At 42.5% G+C, this 18,846-nt stretch carries 15 protein-coding genes; 7 read left to right on the forward strand and 8 right to left on the reverse strand.

The annotated features are described in order from the left end of the window. Positions 1 to 30 precede the first annotated feature (30 nt). The 5 genes from H6571_24900 to H6571_24920 form a co-directional block, all read right to left on the reverse strand. Positions 31 to 348 (reverse strand): hypothetical protein, encoded by a 318-nt coding sequence (locus H6571_24900; protein ID MCB9326989.1) that lies wholly within the window; start codon positions 346 to 348, stop codon positions 31 to 33. A 271-nt stretch (positions 349 to 619) separates the two neighbouring features. Continuing rightward, positions 620 to 1,198: a MarC family protein gene (locus H6571_24905; GenBank protein MCB9326990.1), complete on the reverse strand. Its 579-nt coding sequence runs from the start codon at positions 1,196 to 1,198 to the stop codon at positions 620 to 622. A gap of 207 nt (positions 1,199 to 1,405) precedes the next feature. Further along, positions 1,406 to 2,170 carry a sulfite exporter TauE/SafE family protein gene (locus H6571_24910; GenBank protein ID MCB9326991.1) on the reverse strand — a complete coding sequence of 255 codons (765 nt, stop codon included), beginning with the start codon at positions 2,168 to 2,170 and terminating at the stop codon, positions 1,406 to 1,408. After that, entirely contained in the window at positions 2,171 to 2,572 is a 402-nt protein-coding gene (mce, locus tag H6571_24915; protein MCB9326992.1) for a methylmalonyl-CoA epimerase, read from the reverse strand. A gap of 109 nt (positions 2,573 to 2,681) precedes the next feature. Beyond that, positions 2,682 to 3,809 (reverse strand): glycosyltransferase family 4 protein, encoded by a 1,128-nt coding sequence (locus tag H6571_24920; GenBank protein ID MCB9326993.1) that lies wholly within the window; start codon positions 3,807 to 3,809, stop codon positions 2,682 to 2,684. A gap of 632 nt (positions 3,810 to 4,441) precedes the next feature. On the opposite strand from H6571_24920, the gene H6571_24925 reads away from it, so the two are divergent. Further along, positions 4,442 to 4,825 carry a DUF4783 domain-containing protein gene (locus tag H6571_24925; protein MCB9326994.1) on the forward strand — a complete coding sequence of 128 codons (384 nt, stop codon included), beginning with the start codon at positions 4,442 to 4,444 and terminating at the stop codon, positions 4,823 to 4,825. 60 nt (positions 4,826 to 4,885) lie between these two features. On the opposite strand, the gene H6571_24930 is transcribed toward H6571_24925, so the two are convergent. Both H6571_24930 and H6571_24935 read right to left on the reverse strand, forming a co-directional pair. Beyond that, positions 4,886 to 5,707, reverse strand: a complete 822-nt coding sequence (locus tag H6571_24930; GenBank protein ID MCB9326995.1) for a phosphatidate cytidylyltransferase — start codon at positions 5,705 to 5,707, stop codon at positions 4,886 to 4,888. 64 nt (positions 5,708 to 5,771) lie between these two features. Next, complete coding sequence (locus H6571_24935) at positions 5,772 to 6,710, reverse strand: CPBP family intramembrane metalloprotease (protein MCB9326996.1); 939 nt, start codon at positions 6,708 to 6,710, stop codon at positions 5,772 to 5,774. A gap of 46 nt (positions 6,711 to 6,756) precedes the next feature. Here H6571_24935 and H6571_24940 point away from each other — a divergent pair, with 46 nt between their 5' ends. The 4 genes from H6571_24940 to H6571_24955 all read left to right on the forward strand — a co-directional run bounded on the left by H6571_24940 (position 6,757) and on the right by H6571_24955 (position 13,789). After that, positions 6,757 to 7,473, forward strand: a complete 717-nt coding sequence (locus tag H6571_24940) for a pyridoxine 5'-phosphate synthase (protein ID MCB9326997.1) — start codon at positions 6,757 to 6,759, stop codon at positions 7,471 to 7,473. Positions 7,474 to 7,827: 354 nt separating this feature from the next. Then, positions 7,828 to 11,118, forward strand: coding sequence for a SusC/RagA family TonB-linked outer membrane protein (locus tag H6571_24945; protein MCB9326998.1), 3,291 nt, complete (start codon positions 7,828 to 7,830; stop codon positions 11,116 to 11,118). Between the two features lie 94 nt (positions 11,119 to 11,212). Beyond that, positions 11,213 to 12,637: a SusD/RagB family nutrient-binding outer membrane lipoprotein gene (locus tag H6571_24950; GenBank protein MCB9326999.1), complete on the forward strand. Its 1,425-nt coding sequence runs from the start codon at positions 11,213 to 11,215 to the stop codon at positions 12,635 to 12,637. 333 nt (positions 12,638 to 12,970) lie between these two features. Continuing rightward, positions 12,971 to 13,789 carry a mechanosensitive ion channel gene (locus H6571_24955; GenBank protein ID MCB9327000.1) on the forward strand — a complete coding sequence of 273 codons (819 nt, stop codon included), beginning with the start codon at positions 12,971 to 12,973 and terminating at the stop codon, positions 13,787 to 13,789. 188 nt (positions 13,790 to 13,977) lie between these two features. Here the strand turns inward: H6571_24955 and H6571_24960 are convergent, their stop codons facing one another. Next, positions 13,978 to 14,823, reverse strand: a complete 846-nt coding sequence (locus H6571_24960; protein ID MCB9327001.1) for a winged helix-turn-helix transcriptional regulator — start codon at positions 14,821 to 14,823, stop codon at positions 13,978 to 13,980. Between the two features lie 206 nt (positions 14,824 to 15,029). Between H6571_24960 and H6571_24965 the strand changes: the two genes are divergently transcribed. Both H6571_24965 and H6571_24970 read left to right on the forward strand, forming a co-directional pair. Continuing rightward, positions 15,030 to 15,497 (forward strand): hypothetical protein, encoded by a 468-nt coding sequence (locus tag H6571_24965; GenBank protein MCB9327002.1) that lies wholly within the window; start codon positions 15,030 to 15,032, stop codon positions 15,495 to 15,497. A gap of 619 nt (positions 15,498 to 16,116) precedes the next feature. Then, on the forward strand, positions 16,117 to 18,846 hold the full coding sequence (locus H6571_24970) for a hypothetical protein (protein ID MCB9327003.1): 2,730 nt from the start codon (positions 16,117 to 16,119) through the stop codon (positions 18,844 to 18,846).

Below are 18,846 nucleotides of genomic sequence, written 5' to 3' on the forward strand. Positions count from 1 at the left end.
ACACGCGAAGATGTCACATCGGCTTAGCACCTACGCCGCCTCGATCTCCAGTAGCACGATCGTATTTTCCCAACAATCATCCGAAAGTTCATAATCGAGCAGTACCTCGAAAGGATAGTCAGTGATATCATCGGCGTTGAATTCACTGCCTTCCGGGAAATCTAAAAAATGATAGTTTTGTCCGTCAATTTCAATAAACCAGCCGCTGCAACAAATGGTCGGACAGGCCATAGGATTAGGGCCGGTAATGGTTCCGTGTACCATATTATTGGTCGGAGAAGTTGCTTCCTGGTGACAATTGGCAAACATCAGTAACATGAAAATGGCGGGCAAAAGTAATTTTTTCATATCGGCATTTTTTTACTAAACAATCTAAGGTTCAATTATATAGACCTTCAAACGAGATTAAAGGGTTGGATCAATTCGAACGTCTTAATTTCTTTGCTTAAAAATCATCTTTCAAATTGAGCACTTGGACTATTTTTTAACACATAGGCACATAGAGTACAGCAGCTTTTTTGACTAAACTCATGGAGCTATCCCGACCTACTGTACTGGATGTCGCGGCGCTTCATCTACCTGTGGCACAACGGAAGACAGGTTTGAATTTTAGACTATTTTAATTCCCGCTCGCCATCATGATAAAATTGTCCTTAAACAGCTTTATCGCAATGGATAAGAGGATGATACCAAAAACCTTTCTCAGGATCATCGCCCCGCCGTTACCCAGTTTTTTTCCGATCCAGGTAGAAGATCTCAGTACCAGGTAAACGAAAACGATGTTTAAAATAATGCCCATTTGTATATCAATCACACTGTATTTCGCTTTGAGTGCGATAATGGTGGTCATGGTACCTGCCCCGGCCACGAGAGGAAAAGCAATGGGTACAATACTCCCTGATTTTGTGTCTGGCGGATCGTGAAAAATCCGGATACCGAGGATCATTTCCAGGCCAATTAAAAAAATAACAATTGCCCCGGCCACGGCAAATGAGGGAATGTCCACCCCGAACAATTTGAGGATGGAGGCTCCGCCGTATAAAAATACAGTCATGAGCAACAATGCTACGATGGAAGCTTTCGCGGATTCAATCTCTATGCCCTTCTTTTTCATATCGATCAGCACAGGAATGGAACCGATGATATCAATCACTGAAAAGAGGATGAGGGATACGGCGAATAAGTCTTTAAAGATCATGGCAATTTAATTTTATTTTTGGGGCGGCAAAGGTATAGCTTTACGCCATCAATACTTCTACATTTTATATTGGATATTCTACATTCTGCAGTTCTGGTATGCTTCTATGTATCTTACCCCTATCCTTTCTGATTTAGGATTACAAATTTTAAAACCGTTAAAATTTAGAAAAAAGATATCCGGGGTGCTGGACCAGTATGTAAAAATTTAAAACACATCAAATAACCTCAAAATCGCCACGATCACCACCACCACCAAAACCCGATGAGCCCAGACATTGGCTTTGGGATGTTTCGCCGCCACATTGGCCATAACATATCCTCCGATCATTTGCCCTACCGCCATAATAGCGCCTATTTTCCAATCGACCAATCCCTTGTAGTGAAAGATGACCAACACAATCGCCGTATAAACGGCCACAATGAGCGATTTAATGACATTGCTGTCCATAAGGCTGTGGCGGGCACCCAGCACCATGATGGCGAGAAAAAAGATCCCCATGCCCATTTGAATGAACCCGCCGTAAAAGCCAAGGGCCAAAAACATCGGCACGATAAACCACATGGAGGGCGGGTTGTCAGTATCCGTCTCACGAAGCCATCTTTTGGGTTTGACCAACACGACGACCAGCATCACGATCATCAGGTACCTGAATACCTGGATAAAGGCTTCATTGGAGATGCGGGTGGCCACGTAAACCCCGAACATTGCCCCGATGATGGTGAGGATAATGTAATAACGGCTCTCAAAAATATGGAGTTTGCCTTTGCGATGGAATGCATAGGTGGAGGCCACCGTCTGGGAAAGCACCCCCACCCTGTTCGTTCCGTTGGCAATATTGCCCGGCAGGCCGAGCAGTTCCGTGAGGATCGTCAGCGTAATGGCCGAACCGTTGCCGGCGAGGGTATTGATGGCCCCCGCGAGCGCGCTGCCTACAATGGCGATGATGTAGTGGTAATATTCCAGTTCCATTTATATGCTTTGACAAAGTTCAACGAGCACGCCGTTGGCACTTTTGGGATGAATGAAACAGACGAGCTTATTGTCGGCCCCACGTTTGGGTGTTTCATTGAGCAGCTGAAAACCTTCCTGCCGCAATCGCTCCATTTCCTGCCCGATGTTTTCCACTTCAAAGGCGATATGGTGAATGCCTTCCCCCTTTTTTTCAATAAACCGGGCAATGGGGCTCTCCGGGTCGGTGGCTTCAAGCAACTCGATCTTTGAATCGCCGGTTTCAAAAAAAGAAGTGCGTACGCCTTCGGAAAGGACTTCCTCTATTTTGTAATGGTCTTTGCCGAGAAGTTGTGCAAAAAGCGCGTTGCTCTCTTCCAGGTTTTTGACGGCAATGCCGATGTGTTCAACTTTTCTTACCATGGTGTTAAATTAGGATCATAAAGAAAACCGCAAAATAGGCATTTAACCGCAATGAGCGCAAAGAAAGCGCAATGGACGCAAAGGTTTTTTGGCATAATAACGGCTATTTTTACATAATATTCAGCTTTCGATACATCTCCATCATTTGTATTGCCGCTTCGTCTCCGTCAAATTTTTTTACATATTCATACCCCTTGGTAATCATATGTTGTCGCAACTGCTCATCGGTCAGGGCCTTTTCTATCGCTTCCGCCAATGCCTCAATGGATGCGGGATCCACCTGTAGGGTATCCGGGCCACCAGCTTCGGGAAGGGAGGATACGTTGGAAGTGACCACGGGAGTGTGACTGTACAAAGCTTCAATGACCGGTATCCCAAACCCTTCATAAACAGACGGATAAACAAAGACTTTAGCCTGCTGGTATAAAGCCGGGATATCTTCAAAAACAGGGGCAATAAAAGAAACCTGCTCTTCCATTCCATGTTCAGCCAAGAATTCATGGACCTTATTTTTATAGGCGCTGCCCTCACCGACCACCACGAGGTGAGGGGTTACATTTTTGGGGAGTATTTTTATGGCCTTGACGATATTCAGCAGATTTTTGCGTTCTATCACCGACCCCACATACAGGATAAAATCCTGGGGCAGGTTGTATTTTTCCAACACCGCATTTATTTTTCCGACCGTCCATTTTTGCTTGAACTGATCGTTGCAGGATTGATAGATCACTTCAATTTTTTCGGGATCGATGTGGTAAAAATCGATGATGTCTTTGCGTGTGCTTTCGCTGATGGCGACAATTTTGTCGGCATGGCGGCAGGCATATTTAAATTTCGCATCATAAATCAAATTGTCGATGGGTTTATACTGTTTCGGGTAATGTTTAAAAATGAGGTCGTGAATGGTGACTACAGATTTGATTCCCGTATGCTGGATGCCCAATGGAATCTCATGGCTAAGCCCGTGAAACACATCAATTTCGTGTTTCTTCAACATTTTTTTGATGCCCAGGGATCTCCAGAACACTTTTTGAGCACGTTTTGGCCTATGCACCTGAAATCCGGGGCTATTGAGAAAAAAATTGGTGGCCGGCAAGCTTTTTACTTTAGGCGTATAAAGGAAATAGACTTCTTCAGGAAAATTGGCGGACAGGTCGAGCAAAAGCGTACGGCTGTAATTTCCCAGTCCGGTAAAATTATTGAATAATCGTTTTGCATCGAAGCCTATATTGAGCATTGAAATGAATTTAATTTGAAATACGCATGATCTGAAATTTAGAGGATGTTTATTTAGTCTCTCGAAAACCAGCCCCGTACACGAATAGCCGCGAGCCGCAAGGGCGTAAAGTTTTGATTTTTTAAAAAATCTCCTCCGAATAATTATACCCTGTGTTACTTTTCAGAGAATCGGGCGTTATGTTTTTCGGGGCAAAGAAAGTTACGGGGGTTAAACAAATTTAGCATAAGGATACAATATTTTGTTAAAAAAACGTTTATACCTCCAAATAATGGCTTACGAATCGTTATCATTATGGATTCCAGGAAATCAATTCATGATAAACGGTTAAACACCCTTCGCTTTACTCTGCAGCCGGATAGATACACCCGTATGAAAATTAAAAAGGCAAAATGATAAATTTAAAATTTAAAGGAATTGATCCGTTTTAAATTTATTATTTCAGCACCTTTTACTGATATGTTACTAAAGGCAGGTTTTGCGTCTTAATAAAAGTTAACGACCTTAAAAAGTTGAACTATTATTTAAAAAATATCAATTAACCTTTCTTTGAAAGGATTAATTTCAACCAAAGCCTGTGAGTTTACAATGAAAAATTGCATATTCACAAGTTTAATTAAACGAGAAAACACATGAAAAAATCATTTGTTTTTGTTCTGTTTCTGGCACCGGTCATAGGATTATTGAGTTTTGATTTAGCTGCTATCACCCGCGCCATCAATGATGGAGACGCGGATGCTTTAGGACAATATTTCGGTCCAAAAGTTGAAATTTCGATTGCAGATGATGGAAACGAATATTCCAAACCGGCCGCTATTGAAGCCGTTCGAAAATTTTTCGGCAAAAATCGTCCTTTATCCTTTGTACAGGTACATCAGGGCACCTCCAAAGGAAGTGCTGCGCATTACTGTATCGGAAATATGGAAACAAAGGACGCCACTTTCAGGGTTTACATTTACCTTGAAAAGGTGGCAGAAGATTTTAAAATCAAAGAATTGCGTTTCGATAAGGAATAAAGTCCTCAGCACTTTATTCAGTAACAGGGGTAAGCCAATGTAGGTTTATCCCTGTTTTTTTTAAACCAGGCTTAGAAAAATGTACACATAAGGAACTACGAGAAAAAAGGCATCAAACCTGTCGAGCATCCCGCCATGTCCCGGAAGCAAATTCCCCGAATCCTTAATATCGTAACTGCGTTTGAACTTGGATTCCACCAGGTCGCCCAGGGTGCCAAAAACACCGCATATCAGGGCCAGGGCCATAAATTGCCAAAGTTCGAGAAAATCCTCCTTGAAAATATAAAACAAGGCGATGCTGACCAACATGGAAAATACCCATCCGCCAACGGTACCTTCCCAGGTTTTTTTCGGTGAAATTTTCGGAGCCAGTGGCGTTTTACCGATTAAAGAACCTACCAGGTAGGCCCCTGTATCACTCGACCACACCAACAGCAACATACTGAATATCAGGTAGGGGCTATAACCCTCCAGTGTAAAAAATGCATCCGTCAGCAATAAAGTGAGCGACCCGCCAATGTACACGGCTCCTGCAAATAAATAACCTGTAAGGTGGAAAGGATGCGCCGTCTGTCGCAACAACTCATAAATAAAAACCAAAAATACCCCTCCGATGAAAAGGGAATAAACCCACAGGGGAATGTCCAGACCGAGGCGCCCCATCGCCAGCAAAAAGTAAGGGAAAAGGCCGAAAAATATTCCAAATAATCTCAATCCGGTATGCTTTCCATCCTTCAGTACGATGCCTGAAAATTCCCAAAGTGAAAGTGCGCCAATGATACCAAACAGCAGGAGAAATGAGGTCAATCCTCCAAACAACCCTCCCAACATTACGGCCACAAAAACGATAGCAGTAATCAACCTTTGCACGAAACCTTTCATTCCAATATCTTTAATACTTAGTAAGTAAAATAGCGATCCTTTCTGTTTTTAAGAAAAGGCACGGTCATACTGTATCCTCTTTTTTTAACGCCCGTTTTATATGCAGTGCAAGCGCAATGGTAAAAATCAAAGAGATGATGCCCAGGAACCATGGCGGCTTGTCCACGCTCCCTGCCTCCATATTTTCCATCAGTCCACCGGCAAAATACTTCAATATTACCTGGATACCGTTAAAAACCAAATGTGCCGTAATGGGCACCCACAAATTCCGGCTCCAGCTAAACAGGTATCCCAATATAGCCCCCAACAGAAATCTCGGGAAAAATCCCTCAAATTGCATATGCATCATACTAAAAAGGAAAGCCGTGACCCAAATGGCCGTGTGTTCATTCCTCAACGACCTGGTCAGTACCTTCTGAAAAACGCCCCGGAATAAAAGTTCTTCGCCTATTGCCGGCACGATGGCTATGATGAGCAGGTTGAACAATAACTCTGCCGGGCTGTCCATGGTGAGCAGGGCATTGATCATCTCTTCGGCTCCTTGCTCCAGGGAGGTGGCCCATTCCGGTAGCGGTATCTGCATATTGATCCAATAAATCAGGCTGGTAAAAGGCATAGCCACAAAAATAAGGACGCTCGCCAAAGCGAGGATACGGGGTTCCGGTTTCACATTGAGGGAAAGATATTCGTACCATTTATTACGCCGAATAAAAATGGCAAGCAGCAGGCAAGGCAGTGTAAAGGACATAAAGTGTACTGCCAGGTTGGCAAAACGAACCAGGTTCCTGTTGCCCAGGGTATTATTTTCCCCCAGCGTTTTCAACAGCGTTTCCAGATCCTGGCCGCTGCTGCGGGCAATCATTTGGGCGATCTGGCTACCGCCCCATCCGAGGATAATGACCAGGAATATAACAAAAAGAATCTCCACCAATCCCGGCAATTGTCCAAAGTTTGGCCGGTTGTCCACGGGTTCCCTCTCTTCGGTTGGATCAGTATATTCCATGTTTTATTTTAAAAGATTAAATTTGCGGTAAAAATAGAAATAAAAAATGGCTCGACTCAGTGTAAACATAAATAAAATAGCCCTCATCAGAAATGCAAGAGGCGGTAATCTGCCTGATCTGGTACAGGTAGCTAAAGATTGTGAAAAATTCGGAGCACAGGGCATCACCGTCCACCCGAGGCCGGATGAACGACACATCAGGTATGCCGATGTCCCGTTGTTGAAGGAAGTAGTCCAGACAGAATTCAATATAGAAGGCAATCCTACGGAAAGTTTCCTGGAGATGGTGCTACGGCATCAACCGGACCAGTGTACCCTGGTGCCTGATGATCCCGATGCCCTGACTTCTGATCAGGGGTGGGATACCATCAAACATGAAATTTTCCTGAAGGAGGTGATCGGTCGGCTGAAAGCAAAAGGCATCAGGGTATCCATTTTCCTCGATCCGGTGGAAGCCCAGGTGGAAGGAGCCAAAAAAGTCGGCGCCGACCGCATTGAATTTTATACCGGACCTTATGCCGAGTTTTATGCGCAAGATCGGGAAAAAGCCATCCGGGAGTTTGTCCGGGCGGCCAGGGTGGCCAACGATATAGGCATTGGGATCAATGCCGGCCACGACCTCAACCTGGACAACCTCGCGTATTTCAGGCAGATGATCCCCGGGTTACTGGAAGTTTCCATAGGCCATGCCCTCATCAGCGATGCGCTTTATTTCGGGTTAAAGAATACCATTCAATTATATTTAGCCCGATTATCAGAATAAATTTAACTTTTAATTAACTTTGTGGCAGCACATTGGACCATTCAAACGTATTGTTCAGTGGAAGCTTACGCAACCAACGGACAGAAACAAAAGAACATAATAATCCTTACACTACTATTCTTGTGAACATATTCAAATTAGCAAATCCCAAACGCTATTTGTTTCTACTTCATTTTCAGTAAATTAAATTGTCTGCAAAAGGCTTTTTTAACAAATTTGGATAAAACAACTTAATGGATATTTCATTTTAATTTTTTTATCGCTTGGCTAAAATCTTGTTTTATATATAGGACAGGAGTTTGCCCGATTGTATTATTTTAATTAAATCTTTTTTTAACTAAATTGGACTTAAGTATGAAAAGACTATCACTAGTTTTGACATTTGTGTTCTTTGCATTTGGCTTAGCCATGGCACAAAGAACCGTAAGCGGGACAGTTACTGACGCCAAAGGGGAAACCCTTATCGGCGCGAGCGTTCTCGTGAAAGGTACCACAACCGGTACCGTTACAGATTTTGATGGAAAGTACTCGCTTTCCGTTCCAGAAGGAGCCAAAACCATTGTATTCAGTTATACTGGTTTTGAATCTCAGGAAGTAGAACTCGGCACCAGTAATGTTGTTGATGTTATTATGGCAGAAGGAGTTACCCTTAATGCTGCCGTAGTTACGGCTCTCGGTATCGAAAGAGATAAAAAATCTCTCGGTTATGCTACCCAGGAAGTTTCAGGGGAAGAAGTTACCAAAGCAAAAGATGCTAACTTCATCAACTCCCTTTCCGGTAAAGTAGCCGGGGTGGATATCAAGAGAAGTACCCAGATGGGGGGATCTTCTAACGTTGTGATCAGGGGTGCTAAATCCTTGTATGGCAGCAACCAGGCACTGTTCGTTGTGGACGGAACGCCGATTTCCAATGACATCACTAATACTACCAACCAACAAACAGGCCGCGGTGGTTATGACTTTGGTAACAATGCCATGGACATCAACCCTGAAGATATTGAGTCTGTTTCCATCCTTAGGGGTGCTGCGGCAACCGCTTTGTACGGATCACGCGCTGCGAATGGTGTTATCCTTGTTACTACCAAAAAAGGAAGCAAGAAGAAAGACCTTGGCGTTACTATTTCTTCAGGTATTACTACCAGTGCCATTGACAAATCAACCTTTGTTCGCTACCAGAAGCAATATGGTGGTGGTTATACTACAAAGCTTGGATGGTACCAATCAGATGGCGTAGAAGGCGATCCTCCTGGATTTGACTATTTCGATTTCGGCAATGGAGCAGGTAGCCAACTTAGTGTGGCAACTTACGAAGATGCTTCCATGGGACCTGAATTCGATCCTAACCTGATGGTGTACAGATGGGAGTCTTACTACCCTGAATTGTCCACTTACCAGCAGTTGGTTCCTCACGTTGCCGCAGAAAATGATGCGTCAACCTTCTACGAAAGAGGATTTACCTACAACAACAGTATCGCTATCGATGGTGGAGGCGACAAGAGCCAGTACCGTTTGAGTTATACTAACTTTGACCAGACAGGTAACCTGCCTAACAGTAGCCTCAAGAAAAACACAATCGCTTTCAGCGGTGGTTATGATGTTACCGATAAATTGAAAGCTTCGTCTTCCATCAACTTCGTCAATACGAAAGGTTTGGGAAGATACGGAACAGGATACGACAACAGGAACCCTAACCAGTCTTTCCGTCAGTGGTACCAGGTGTCCACTGATATGGTAACATTGAAAAATGCTTACTTCGACACAGGTAAGAACATTTCCTGGAATCCTTATGGTCCTTTGGATCCTTCCATTTCCACCACTCCGCACTACTTTGACAACTATTACTTCGTACGTTACGAAAATTTTGAAAGTGATGAACGTAACAGGGTTATTGGAAACACTGCTTTAACCTATGAGTTTAACTCATGGTTCAGCCTGATGGGACGTGTATCTATGGACCGTTATGATGATATCCAGGAAGAAAGAATCGCAGTTGGATCTGTTGATGTACCTATGTACTTAAGACGTAACAGGAATTTCTCAGAAATGAACTATGACCTGATCGCGTCTTTCAACAAATACTTCGGTACTGACAATAAAATCAACTTTGACGGTAACCTCGGTATGAACATACGCAGAACGGCATATTCTTACATTGGTGCTTCCACTAATGGAGGTTTGGTTGTTCCGGGCATCTACGCTTTATCAAACAGCCTTAATACTCCTGCGGCTCCTAGTGAAAATGCTTATCAGATTGGAACCAATGGATACTTTGCCAGAGCAAGTGTTGGATATGACAACTTCCTGTACTTAGATCTCGCAGGACGTTATGATATATCTTCTACATTGCCTAAAGCAAACAATGGTTACTTCTACCCATCAGCCTCTTTGAGCCTCGTGTTCTCTGAATTGATGAATTCTTCTGTATTGAGTTTCGGTAAATTGAGATTCAACTACGCTGAAGTAGGTAGCCCTGCTCCTGCACAGTCTATTTTGAATACTTATAGCCTTTCAACTCCTTTTTCTGGACTTGCATTGGCTACAGCAACAGGCCCTGAAAAGAATCCTGACCTGGTAGCTGAGAATACCAAGAGTCTTGAAGCTGGTTTGGAAATGAACTTCCTGAACAACAGAATTGGATTGGACTTCTCTGTTTACAGATCTAATACTTACAACCAGATCATTCCTGTTTCAGTAACAGGAGCTACTGGTAGCTTGTCCAGATACGTGAACGCAGGTAACATTCAGAACCAGGGACTTGAGTTGGCTTTGAATACTGTGCCAATCAAAATGGGAGACTTCCGTTGGAACCTGAACCTGACATGGGCTAAGAACCAGAACGAAGTAATTGAATTGTTTGAAGATCAGACCAATATCCAGTTGACAAACGTACAGGGTGGAGTAACCATCAACGCAACCAAAGGTGAGCCTTATGGTGCACTTTGGGGAACCAACTACGTTTACCACACCAATGGAGAAATTATTGTTTATCCTCACCCATACGGAGGAGTACGCCCAAGGAAAACAGCTTCCCCTGAGGTTATCGGAAACGTAAACCCAGACTGGAAGGGAGGAATCCTGAACTCATTCTCTTACAAAAACCTGGCATTGAGCTTCCTGATCGACATCCAGAAAGGTGGAGACTTCTTCTCACTGGATATGTGGTACGGAACATCTACAGGTCTGTATGACTTTACTGCCGGAAACAACGATAAAGGAAATCCAATCAGGGATTTACCTGCCGACGGTGGTGGATTACCAATTGGTGGTGTGCTTCAAACCGGTACAGATGAAGATGGAAAACCGATTTCTGACGGTACCGTAAATACTGAATATGCTTATGCATCAGATTATTATTCTTCATTTGGTAGCGCAATTGCTCCAAACGCTGAACACATTTATGATGCTTCTTACGTAAAACTGAGAGAATTAACATTGACTTATACGCTTCCTTCAAGATTATTTGAAAATAACTTCATCGGAGGAATCGACTTGTCACTGATCGGAAGAAACCTCTGGATTATCTTCAAGAACTCTGAATACTCTGACCCTGAAGCTGGTCTGAGTGCAGGTAGTTACTTAGGAAACCAGTCAGGTGCTTATCCTTCTGTTAAAGAGGTCGGATTCAACCTTAAAGTTAGATTTTAATTGAATCGTAAAAATTAATAGGAAGAAATGAAAACAGGATTGATTTTTCATCTTGTTTTCGTTTCCTCTGAACATTAATTAAAAATTAATAAATATGAAAAAAATAATATTTCTCGTCTTAATGGTTTTCGTGCTCGGAGCTTGTTCAGACAATATCTCTGACCTCAACATTGACACGAAAAAACCTGAAGTAGTACCGGCAAGTTCCCTTATCGGTCATGCCACGCTCAACCTTTTTGATTTAATGACTGAAACCAATGTGAACTGGAATAATTTCAGATTATGGGCACAACAGTGGTCACAGACTACTTATGCGGACGAATCAAACTACGAACTGGTTGAACGTAACGTAAACGGTAGAATGTGGAATACCATGTATGCTACTGTACTGCGTGATATCAAAGATGCTAAAAAGTTTATCGAGGCCGATGTGGTTTTGACACAGCAAGTAAAGGACAATCAGTATGCCATCCTGGCCATCATGGAAACTTATGTTTATTCTGTGCTCGTGGATGTTTTCGGTGATGTTCCTTTTACTGAAGCATTAGCAGAAGGAATCATTACGCCTGCTTATGACAATGATACGGATATTTATTCCACGATCATTTCAAACCTGAATAAAGCGATCGATGACCTTGGCGGCGCAACCGGCATGGAAGCTGATCTCATTTACGGTGGTGATGCCGAACAATGGAAAAAATTCGGTAACTCTCTGAAGTTGAAACTGGCTATCCGTATCGCTGATCTGGATAATGCAAAAGCAAAATCCATGGCTGAAGCAGCTGTGGCAAGCGGTGTTTTCACTTCCAGTGATGATGACTTCCAACTTGCTTACGAAAGTTCTCCTCCATATACCAACCCATTGTGGGATCAGTTAGTCCAGAGTGGACGTTCTGATTTTATTGCTGCCAATACCCTGGGTGACTATATGAATGATCTTAACGATCCGAGAAGAGCGTATTATTTCAAAGATTTGGACGTAGACGGCAATGTTATTGGTGGAGTTTACGGTGATAACGGTAGCTTCCCTACCAGCTCAAAACCTGGTTATATCCAGGAAGACCCAACCCATCCAGGTACCATCATGAGTTACTCTGAAGTGGAATTCCTTTTGGCTGATGCCGTTGAAAGAGGATATAGTGTTGGTGGAACTGCTGCGGATCACTATAATGCAGGAGTAACCAATTCTATCATGGAATGGGGTGGCTCTGCTGATGATGCAGCGGCTTACCTTGCTCAGGCTGACGTAGCTTATGCTACTGCTCCGGGTACATGGAAAGAAAAGATCGCGCTCCAGAAGTGGATCGCACTTTATGACATGGGCTTTGAAGCATGGTGTACCTACAAAGTTTACGATGCTCCTGTTTTGAACATTGCAGCTGTAGCACAAGTGCCTACGCCTAAGCGTTATACTTATCCTGTTACAGAATTCTCTCTTAACGGAGACAATGTAAAAGCAGCAGGTGTTGCCATTGGCGGTGACTTAAAAACTACTCCTGTATTCTGGGATGTAAACTAAGAAATTTAAAATTATAAATGTAAAATGTAAAATTGTAAAGGATGGTTTACCGGAAGATTATAGTTTAGCATTGATCATTTAATTTTTAAAAAACAACAAAGTGCTGTTCTCGATTGATTCGGGGGCAGCACTTTTTTTTGTCCCTCCCCTGGAAAATGTAGTTCGATCTGCTTTCGCTGATTCCGGAATTTCCATCTCGGAATTTGTCTGTTTTATTAATTTTGACTTTTCCGGGAATCATCAATTTAAAATTTATCATTTCACCAATTCCCTTCCACGCTTTACAGGAATATGTTATTTTTGCGCTCAGAAAAACGAAATAACCTGTAAATAATGGAACAACTCAATGTTTACGTGGAGAAGATAGGCACTATGGTCATCGACTTTGCCCCCAAGCTGGGCCTTGCACTGGTCGTCCTATGGGCAGGGTTTAAAATTGTAAACAAGCTGGCCGCCATCGTGGGCAAAGCCCTGGAGAAAGCCGGTATCAGTGACAACATCCGCCCTTTTTTAACTTCTATCCTGGGCATATCCCTCAAGGTGTTGATCATCTTCAGTGTAGCGGGCATTATTGGTATTGAGACGGCTTCTTTTGTGGCGGTATTAGCTGCTGCCGGTTTTGCCATCGGTCTTTCCCTCCAGGGAAGTTTGAGCAATTTCGCTGCCGGCATCATCATCCTGATTTTCAAACCTTATAAAGTAGGTGACTGGATAGAAGTGCAGGAAAAATTTGGCAAAGTGGAAGAAATCCAGATTTTCAATACCACCATAGTTACCCCTGGCAGCAAAACACTGATCATTCCCAATGGACAGGTTGTGGAAAGCATCGTAACCAATTATTCCAAGAAGGGCTTCATCCGCATGGAACTCCAGGTGACCATGCCTTACGCTGAAAATTTTCCACAGGTAAAACAAATTATTCTGGACGCCCTGAAAACGATTCCCAAAATTTTACAGGACCCGGAACCTGAAGTAGGGATAGAAACTTACGAAAGCCACAGCATCATTCTCGCCGTACGTCCATACGTCAGCCCCGATGACTTCTGGGAAGTTCGCTTTCAGACCTACGAAAAGATCAAAACCGCCTTCCACGACCACAACATCAAAGTGGCCTATTCCGAAGGGGTGGAAATGGGCAGTATCGGGAAATAAGATATTTTCTCTGTTTTATTCCTCTATTTTGGCAAGCTTTTTTTTTTGGGATTAAGTTATTGGCTCAAGGTACTACGGAACCCATGGAGGATTTTCGGTTAATTCCGTCAATCCATATCAGCGGCTTTCGAACTCACCCGAGGTGCCTTCTTCATATGCTTCGAGATTATACAAGCCTTATCCAAAACTCAAACCTCCAGCCGATACCCCACCCCATGTATGGTCTTAATATTTACCCCTTCATCCGCTTTCAACAATTTCCGCAGGCGCGAAATGAACACATCCAGGCTGCGACCGACGATGACCCCTTCGTCTCCCCAAACCTCTTCGAGCAGGGTGTCACGGGCGATGACTTCATTGGGGCGACAAGCTAAAAAGTACAACAGTTTGTTTTCCCGGAAAGTCAGCGATTGCTGTTCTCCATTTAATTGAAGGATTTGATTTTGGAAATCAAAGCTGATATTGCCCAAAGCCATGGTGGAATTGGTTGAGGTCGAAGCGACTTTAGTCCTGTTATTTGTCTTCCAGTAAAAACCAAAACTTATCCCCACTATACCCAAAAGAAACCAGGGAATCAATTGCCTCCGATTGCCGGCAAGAGGGCCGGCCGGTGAGATAAAGGTGAGTACTATGTTGTTGCAGCTGGACTTTAATGCTCTTCCAACACACGGAACTTCGCCAGCGGTAAAAGCCAGCCGGTTATACCCGAGAATGGTAGTATTGTCGATACATTGTTTGATGGCCACTTGGTAATCGCGGTGAATGCCAAAAGACAAGAAAGCCTTGTTGAGCAGCTGGGGCAGGGTATCATAGTTGAAGGAATGCTCCAGGTAGAGGGTGAATTCATTGGGACCGGTCATTTGAACCGGAGGCACTGTAGAACGCTCATCCCCCGCCAACTGGAGTAACTGGTGACCCACCTGCCGCAGGGACAGGTTGACCTGATCGGAGAAATGGTCGTCTGTGCCGGGAGTGGCCGCATTGAGCCTTCCAAAACTCAATCCCATCAAAAGGAGGAATATTACTTGCTTCATGGGTGCAAATTTACGCTCATTAATGTTCTAAAAAAATACATTTACATTTCGTTTACATTGTTTTACAAGGATTTATGGCTTCAAGGTCTTTTCACCCGCATCTTTGTGGCGACAATTATGAATGGCTTTTCAGGACAGAACATGCTTAGATCAATAGAAAAGTCCTCAAGTCCTTCTTCTTTTCTAACTCAATAAAAAAACAAACCATGAAAGTTGTAAAATTTATCTTCGCCGTCCTGCTTTTAATGTCCATTACGTTATCTTCGAGTGCCCAATCCCAGCAGGTATTCAACCCGCTTTTATTCCCTCCTTTTATTCCGCCTCCGAAATATACGGATTGCGCCGCCATTTTGTTCAACGGCAAAGTTCTGGTCAACGATTATTCTCCGGAAGGCACCTGCAAACTGGAGGACATCCGGCACGGAACGCTAAGCGTGGCCACCGTAGATTTATCGGACGACTCCAAAACACCCGCCAAAAACATCGGATTTAAAGTGGCTATCAAAAACCACCGGACCAACACCCTTTCCATGTATTCGGACGAGACCTTTCAGGAAGTCCGGCTGAAACATATCATCGAAAAATGCGAAATGGGCGACCACATCATTATCATGACGGTGGATCAAAAATATTCCCTGCCGCATCATGAGATTGAAATCCGGTGGGGGTGTTGAGGCAAAACGGTAATTAAAAACCAGTGAAGCAGGTTCGGTGTTCTGGAACAAAAATGTCCGGAACACCGAATAGGCTTAATCCTGATTTTTAGCCTTTCCTGAAGCCTTCCTGACACGGCAAAAATTGCATACTATGCTTCAACAATCATCTGAACCTTCCTGCCCCGGGCGGGACAGCGGCGAAATAACTGTTATGAAGAATCGTAGTTGGCATGATTGTTTAATAAATTACAACCCATATACATATCTAAAAAGGAAAAAGTCCCTCACCCCACTCAAAAGAGACCAACTATTCCTTTTTCTCAATATTCCCGACTCTGGAATCACCTCCAGGGTTAAGGGGAAAATATTTATATTTTGTCAAAAAAAAAAATTATTTTTCAGTACCAGCGCTATTAATAACATTTAATATTGTTTTTTTGATGAATTTGTTTATTTTTGAAAAAATTCCCCCTTTTAATTTTCTCAGATTGAATATTAATCCCTTTTATCCCGAAGGATAGCAGGAAAGTCTTTTTTGTTTCCAAACAGGGTAGATTACTTCATTTTAAAATTACGTCTGTTAAAATTCAGAAGGAAAGCACCAGTATTAAATGAACACCTAAACCCGAATTGAACTATGCCTGAAACGAAAGAACAAAAAACGGACAAACAACCGTCCAAAGTAGCAATAGCCAAAGCAAAAGTCAAAGAGAAATTTACCAAGCAAAAAGGCAAGGGAACCGCCCGGGGGCTCAAGTTTTTATCGAAAGAAATTAATCAAGACATAGTTAAAAACCACAAAATTCACCACTTCGTCATTCCTTCTAGATTCAGGTTCTACACACACCAGGAATTGTTCAACCGCCTTTTCGTTTTAAGTCCTGATTACAAAGGTCAATATGGCTTCAGTTTTGCAGAGACTGGAGTGGGCATTGGCGTTGGAGTTTCCGTTGATATCGCTAAATTATTGGCATCTCCATTATTCCCCGTTGAATTAAGCGCCGATTTAGAAATTAAATATGACAACCTGACGGAAATAGTTGTATTGCTTTCCAGAATGATAGAGACTAAAAGAGGTATTCTGATCACTCCTGGGTCCAGAACCATTAAAACACCTAACCCTTTCTGTCTACAAACATTTTACGGAAGAAAACACAGGCTTAAAGTTAAATTCGGTGTTACGGCAGGAATCAGCCTCAAACCCCCATTAAGCCTTGGAAAGGCAGATTTACGATTCAGTCTGGCACAAGCAGGACTTTCCGGATCTTCCGGTTTTACCCGTTATTATTACATAGATAAAACTCCCGGGTGGTATATTAATGACCAGGACCCATCCCTTGAAATGGATCTTGAGAACCTCATGTTGTCTGGGCTAAAAGTGGAACTAAAGAAACAGATCGTAGATTGGCTCCGGGACCACATCCAGAAGCTAATTCACCTAAAAAGAAGAAGAAGACAAGTCAAAAATGAATTAACTACCGATGAAAATCAAAAATTAAAGGAACTAGAGGAAAAACTTGATGCCCTTCCCAAACGGACTAAGTTTGACAGGCTGAAAAAAGCCGCTTCCAGAGTAGCTGAAGGAAAAATCCCTGGTAAAAAAGCCGGAACAGATGAAATCCTGAAAAAAATGGAAGAAATAAAGGAAAAACTTAATGAGCTCCCCGTAAACTTTTTCAGTCAAAATGACCTGGTCAGAATAAACAACCAGATATTCAATTATGGTCAAAAACTGAAACAAGCTAAGGATAATTTCGATGATGTTGTTAAAACTAACGAACTTCCTCCAAAGCATGGTTCTAATCATTTACCTGCCGATTACCCTTTCTTCCAGAACCTTTGCTTTGTGAAAATGAATATGATAGGGCCTCATTCCGGAAAGCTGAATCTCAGTCTTCTGAAATTCAAACTGGCAAAAGCAAAGGACGCCATGGAAGAAGAGGACCAGCCCACCTGGACTTCCGATCCCGGGCAAAAAGTCCTGAACACCCTCAAGGAAAAAACAGTGGACGAAGTAACTGGAAAATTAAATGTAGTCGAAAAGGTCAAAAAATTCAACATAGGCAGCAATTTGGGGGTTGATGCAACCCTTCATAAAACTTCTGTCAGAACAAAATACCAGACCCTTGGAATCACCAAAAATGAAGCTTCTCCTGTTATTTTCACCCAATTGACTCATATCGATTATTTGCTGACTGAATTAAAACTTGGAAAAAACTTCCCTTTAAATGCAGAAGAAGCCCCACCAAAAGAATTTCTAATCGATGAAACGAAAAAAGAAGAAGAAAAAGATGGACCAACACTTTGGGAGTCATTTACCAATAGTTTTATAGATGATAACGTTGTCGAAAAAATTAATGAAAAAGTAAAAGCAAAAATTAAAGCAAAGTATGATAAGGAAATTGGGGATAAAATTGATAAAACAAACGTTGGAAAAACACGAAAAAAAATAGTAGATGCAAAATTCGAAAGTGAACACCAGAGAATTACCCGCAATGGTAAAATCTATTCGACAGGTCAGCTTTCTGAGTTGGGGTTTGGAATTTCCATCATTATCAAAAAGATGGAATACTCGTCCGTTTCAGCATATTGGGTATATCCTAAGAATGGGCAGGGAGACAAGGTGAAACTTGAAAGGGGAAGTGGTATTTCCTTTGGTATTTCAATTGAAAAAGCAGACCTGATGAAAATTGCCAGGCAGTCTTTGGGTATTACTAAAAAAACAGAAAAAACCAATCAAAATGCATTCATCGGGGACTTTTTTAGAATCGCTGAGCTGCTGAAAGTCCCTAATCGAACCCTAAAGTCATTCCTTCACAAATTCCATGAACTGTATGGTTCAAAAGGGCCTATGGGTTCAGAATGGAAAGATGACAAAAAAATCGGAGGTACCTTATTACTTGAATCTGCACATTTTCTGGATACAGCCATTTCTGTCGAGAAAGAAAATGGCGAAGAAAAAGACGAGGAAAAAGACTTTTTTGTTGATTTAGAAAGGACAGAAGAGTCAAAAGCCGCATTTTCTGTCAAAGATCTTTTCAAAAATAAAGTTTTTAAAAACTTCCTTGAAGGCAATCCTCCTGAGGAAGATGGACCAAAGATCCTGCCAGAGAGCATTAGGGTCAGACACAGAATTGCTGACAGTGTCAATGATAACCAAACCTTTAGTCTTGGTTTAGACGTAGGAGTAGGTGTTAATGTTAATTTCAGCAGATACAAGAGTTCAGGAAATGAAGCTATCAAAGACCTGCTTATTTACACCGTAAATAATAAATCATTCCACTTTAATGAATTCCCGTTAACGGACCTTGACGAAGCTGTTCCTCCCACTATTCTTTTGCCTCACGTATTTCCGGAAACTGAATAA

The sequence above is a fragment of the Lewinellaceae bacterium genome (assembly GCA_020636105.1).
In the GTDB taxonomy this organism is placed as follows: Bacteria; Bacteroidota; Bacteroidia; order Chitinophagales; family Saprospiraceae; genus BCD1.

What these genes read in the sequence shown, in the direction of transcription:
- H6571_24900 (MCB9326989.1), bottom strand. Translation starts at nt 348, where the DNA reads ATGAAAAAATTACTTTTGCCCGCCATTTTCATGTTACTGATGTTTGCC.
- H6571_24905 (MCB9326990.1), bottom strand. Translation starts at nt 1,198, where the DNA reads ATGATCTTTAAAGACTTATTCGCCGTATCCCTCATCCTCTTTTCAGTG.
- H6571_24910 (MCB9326991.1), bottom strand. Translation starts at nt 2,170, where the DNA reads ATGGAACTGGAATATTACCACTACATCATCGCCATTGTAGGCAGCGCG.
- mce (MCB9326992.1), bottom strand. Translation starts at nt 2,572, where the DNA reads ATGGTAAGAAAAGTTGAACACATCGGCATTGCCGTCAAAAACCTGGAA.
- H6571_24920 (MCB9326993.1), bottom strand. Translation starts at nt 3,809, where the DNA reads ATGCTCAATATAGGCTTCGATGCAAAACGATTATTCAATAATTTTACC.
- H6571_24925 (MCB9326994.1), top strand. Translation starts at nt 4,442, where the DNA reads ATGAAAAAATCATTTGTTTTTGTTCTGTTTCTGGCACCGGTCATAGGA.
- H6571_24930 (MCB9326995.1), bottom strand. Translation starts at nt 5,707, where the DNA reads ATGAAAGGTTTCGTGCAAAGGTTGATTACTGCTATCGTTTTTGTGGCC.
- H6571_24935 (MCB9326996.1), bottom strand. Translation starts at nt 6,710, where the DNA reads ATGGAATATACTGATCCAACCGAAGAGAGGGAACCCGTGGACAACCGG.
- H6571_24940 (MCB9326997.1), top strand. Translation starts at nt 6,757, where the DNA reads ATGGCTCGACTCAGTGTAAACATAAATAAAATAGCCCTCATCAGAAAT.
- H6571_24945 (MCB9326998.1), top strand. Translation starts at nt 7,828, where the DNA reads ATGAAAAGACTATCACTAGTTTTGACATTTGTGTTCTTTGCATTTGGC.
- H6571_24950 (MCB9326999.1), top strand. Translation starts at nt 11,213, where the DNA reads ATGAAAAAAATAATATTTCTCGTCTTAATGGTTTTCGTGCTCGGAGCT.
- H6571_24955 (MCB9327000.1), top strand. Translation starts at nt 12,971, where the DNA reads ATGGAACAACTCAATGTTTACGTGGAGAAGATAGGCACTATGGTCATC.
- H6571_24960 (MCB9327001.1), bottom strand. Translation starts at nt 14,823, where the DNA reads ATGAAGCAAGTAATATTCCTCCTTTTGATGGGATTGAGTTTTGGAAGG.
- H6571_24965 (MCB9327002.1), top strand. Translation starts at nt 15,030, where the DNA reads ATGAAAGTTGTAAAATTTATCTTCGCCGTCCTGCTTTTAATGTCCATT.
- H6571_24970 (MCB9327003.1), top strand. Translation starts at nt 16,117, where the DNA reads ATGCCTGAAACGAAAGAACAAAAAACGGACAAACAACCGTCCAAAGTA.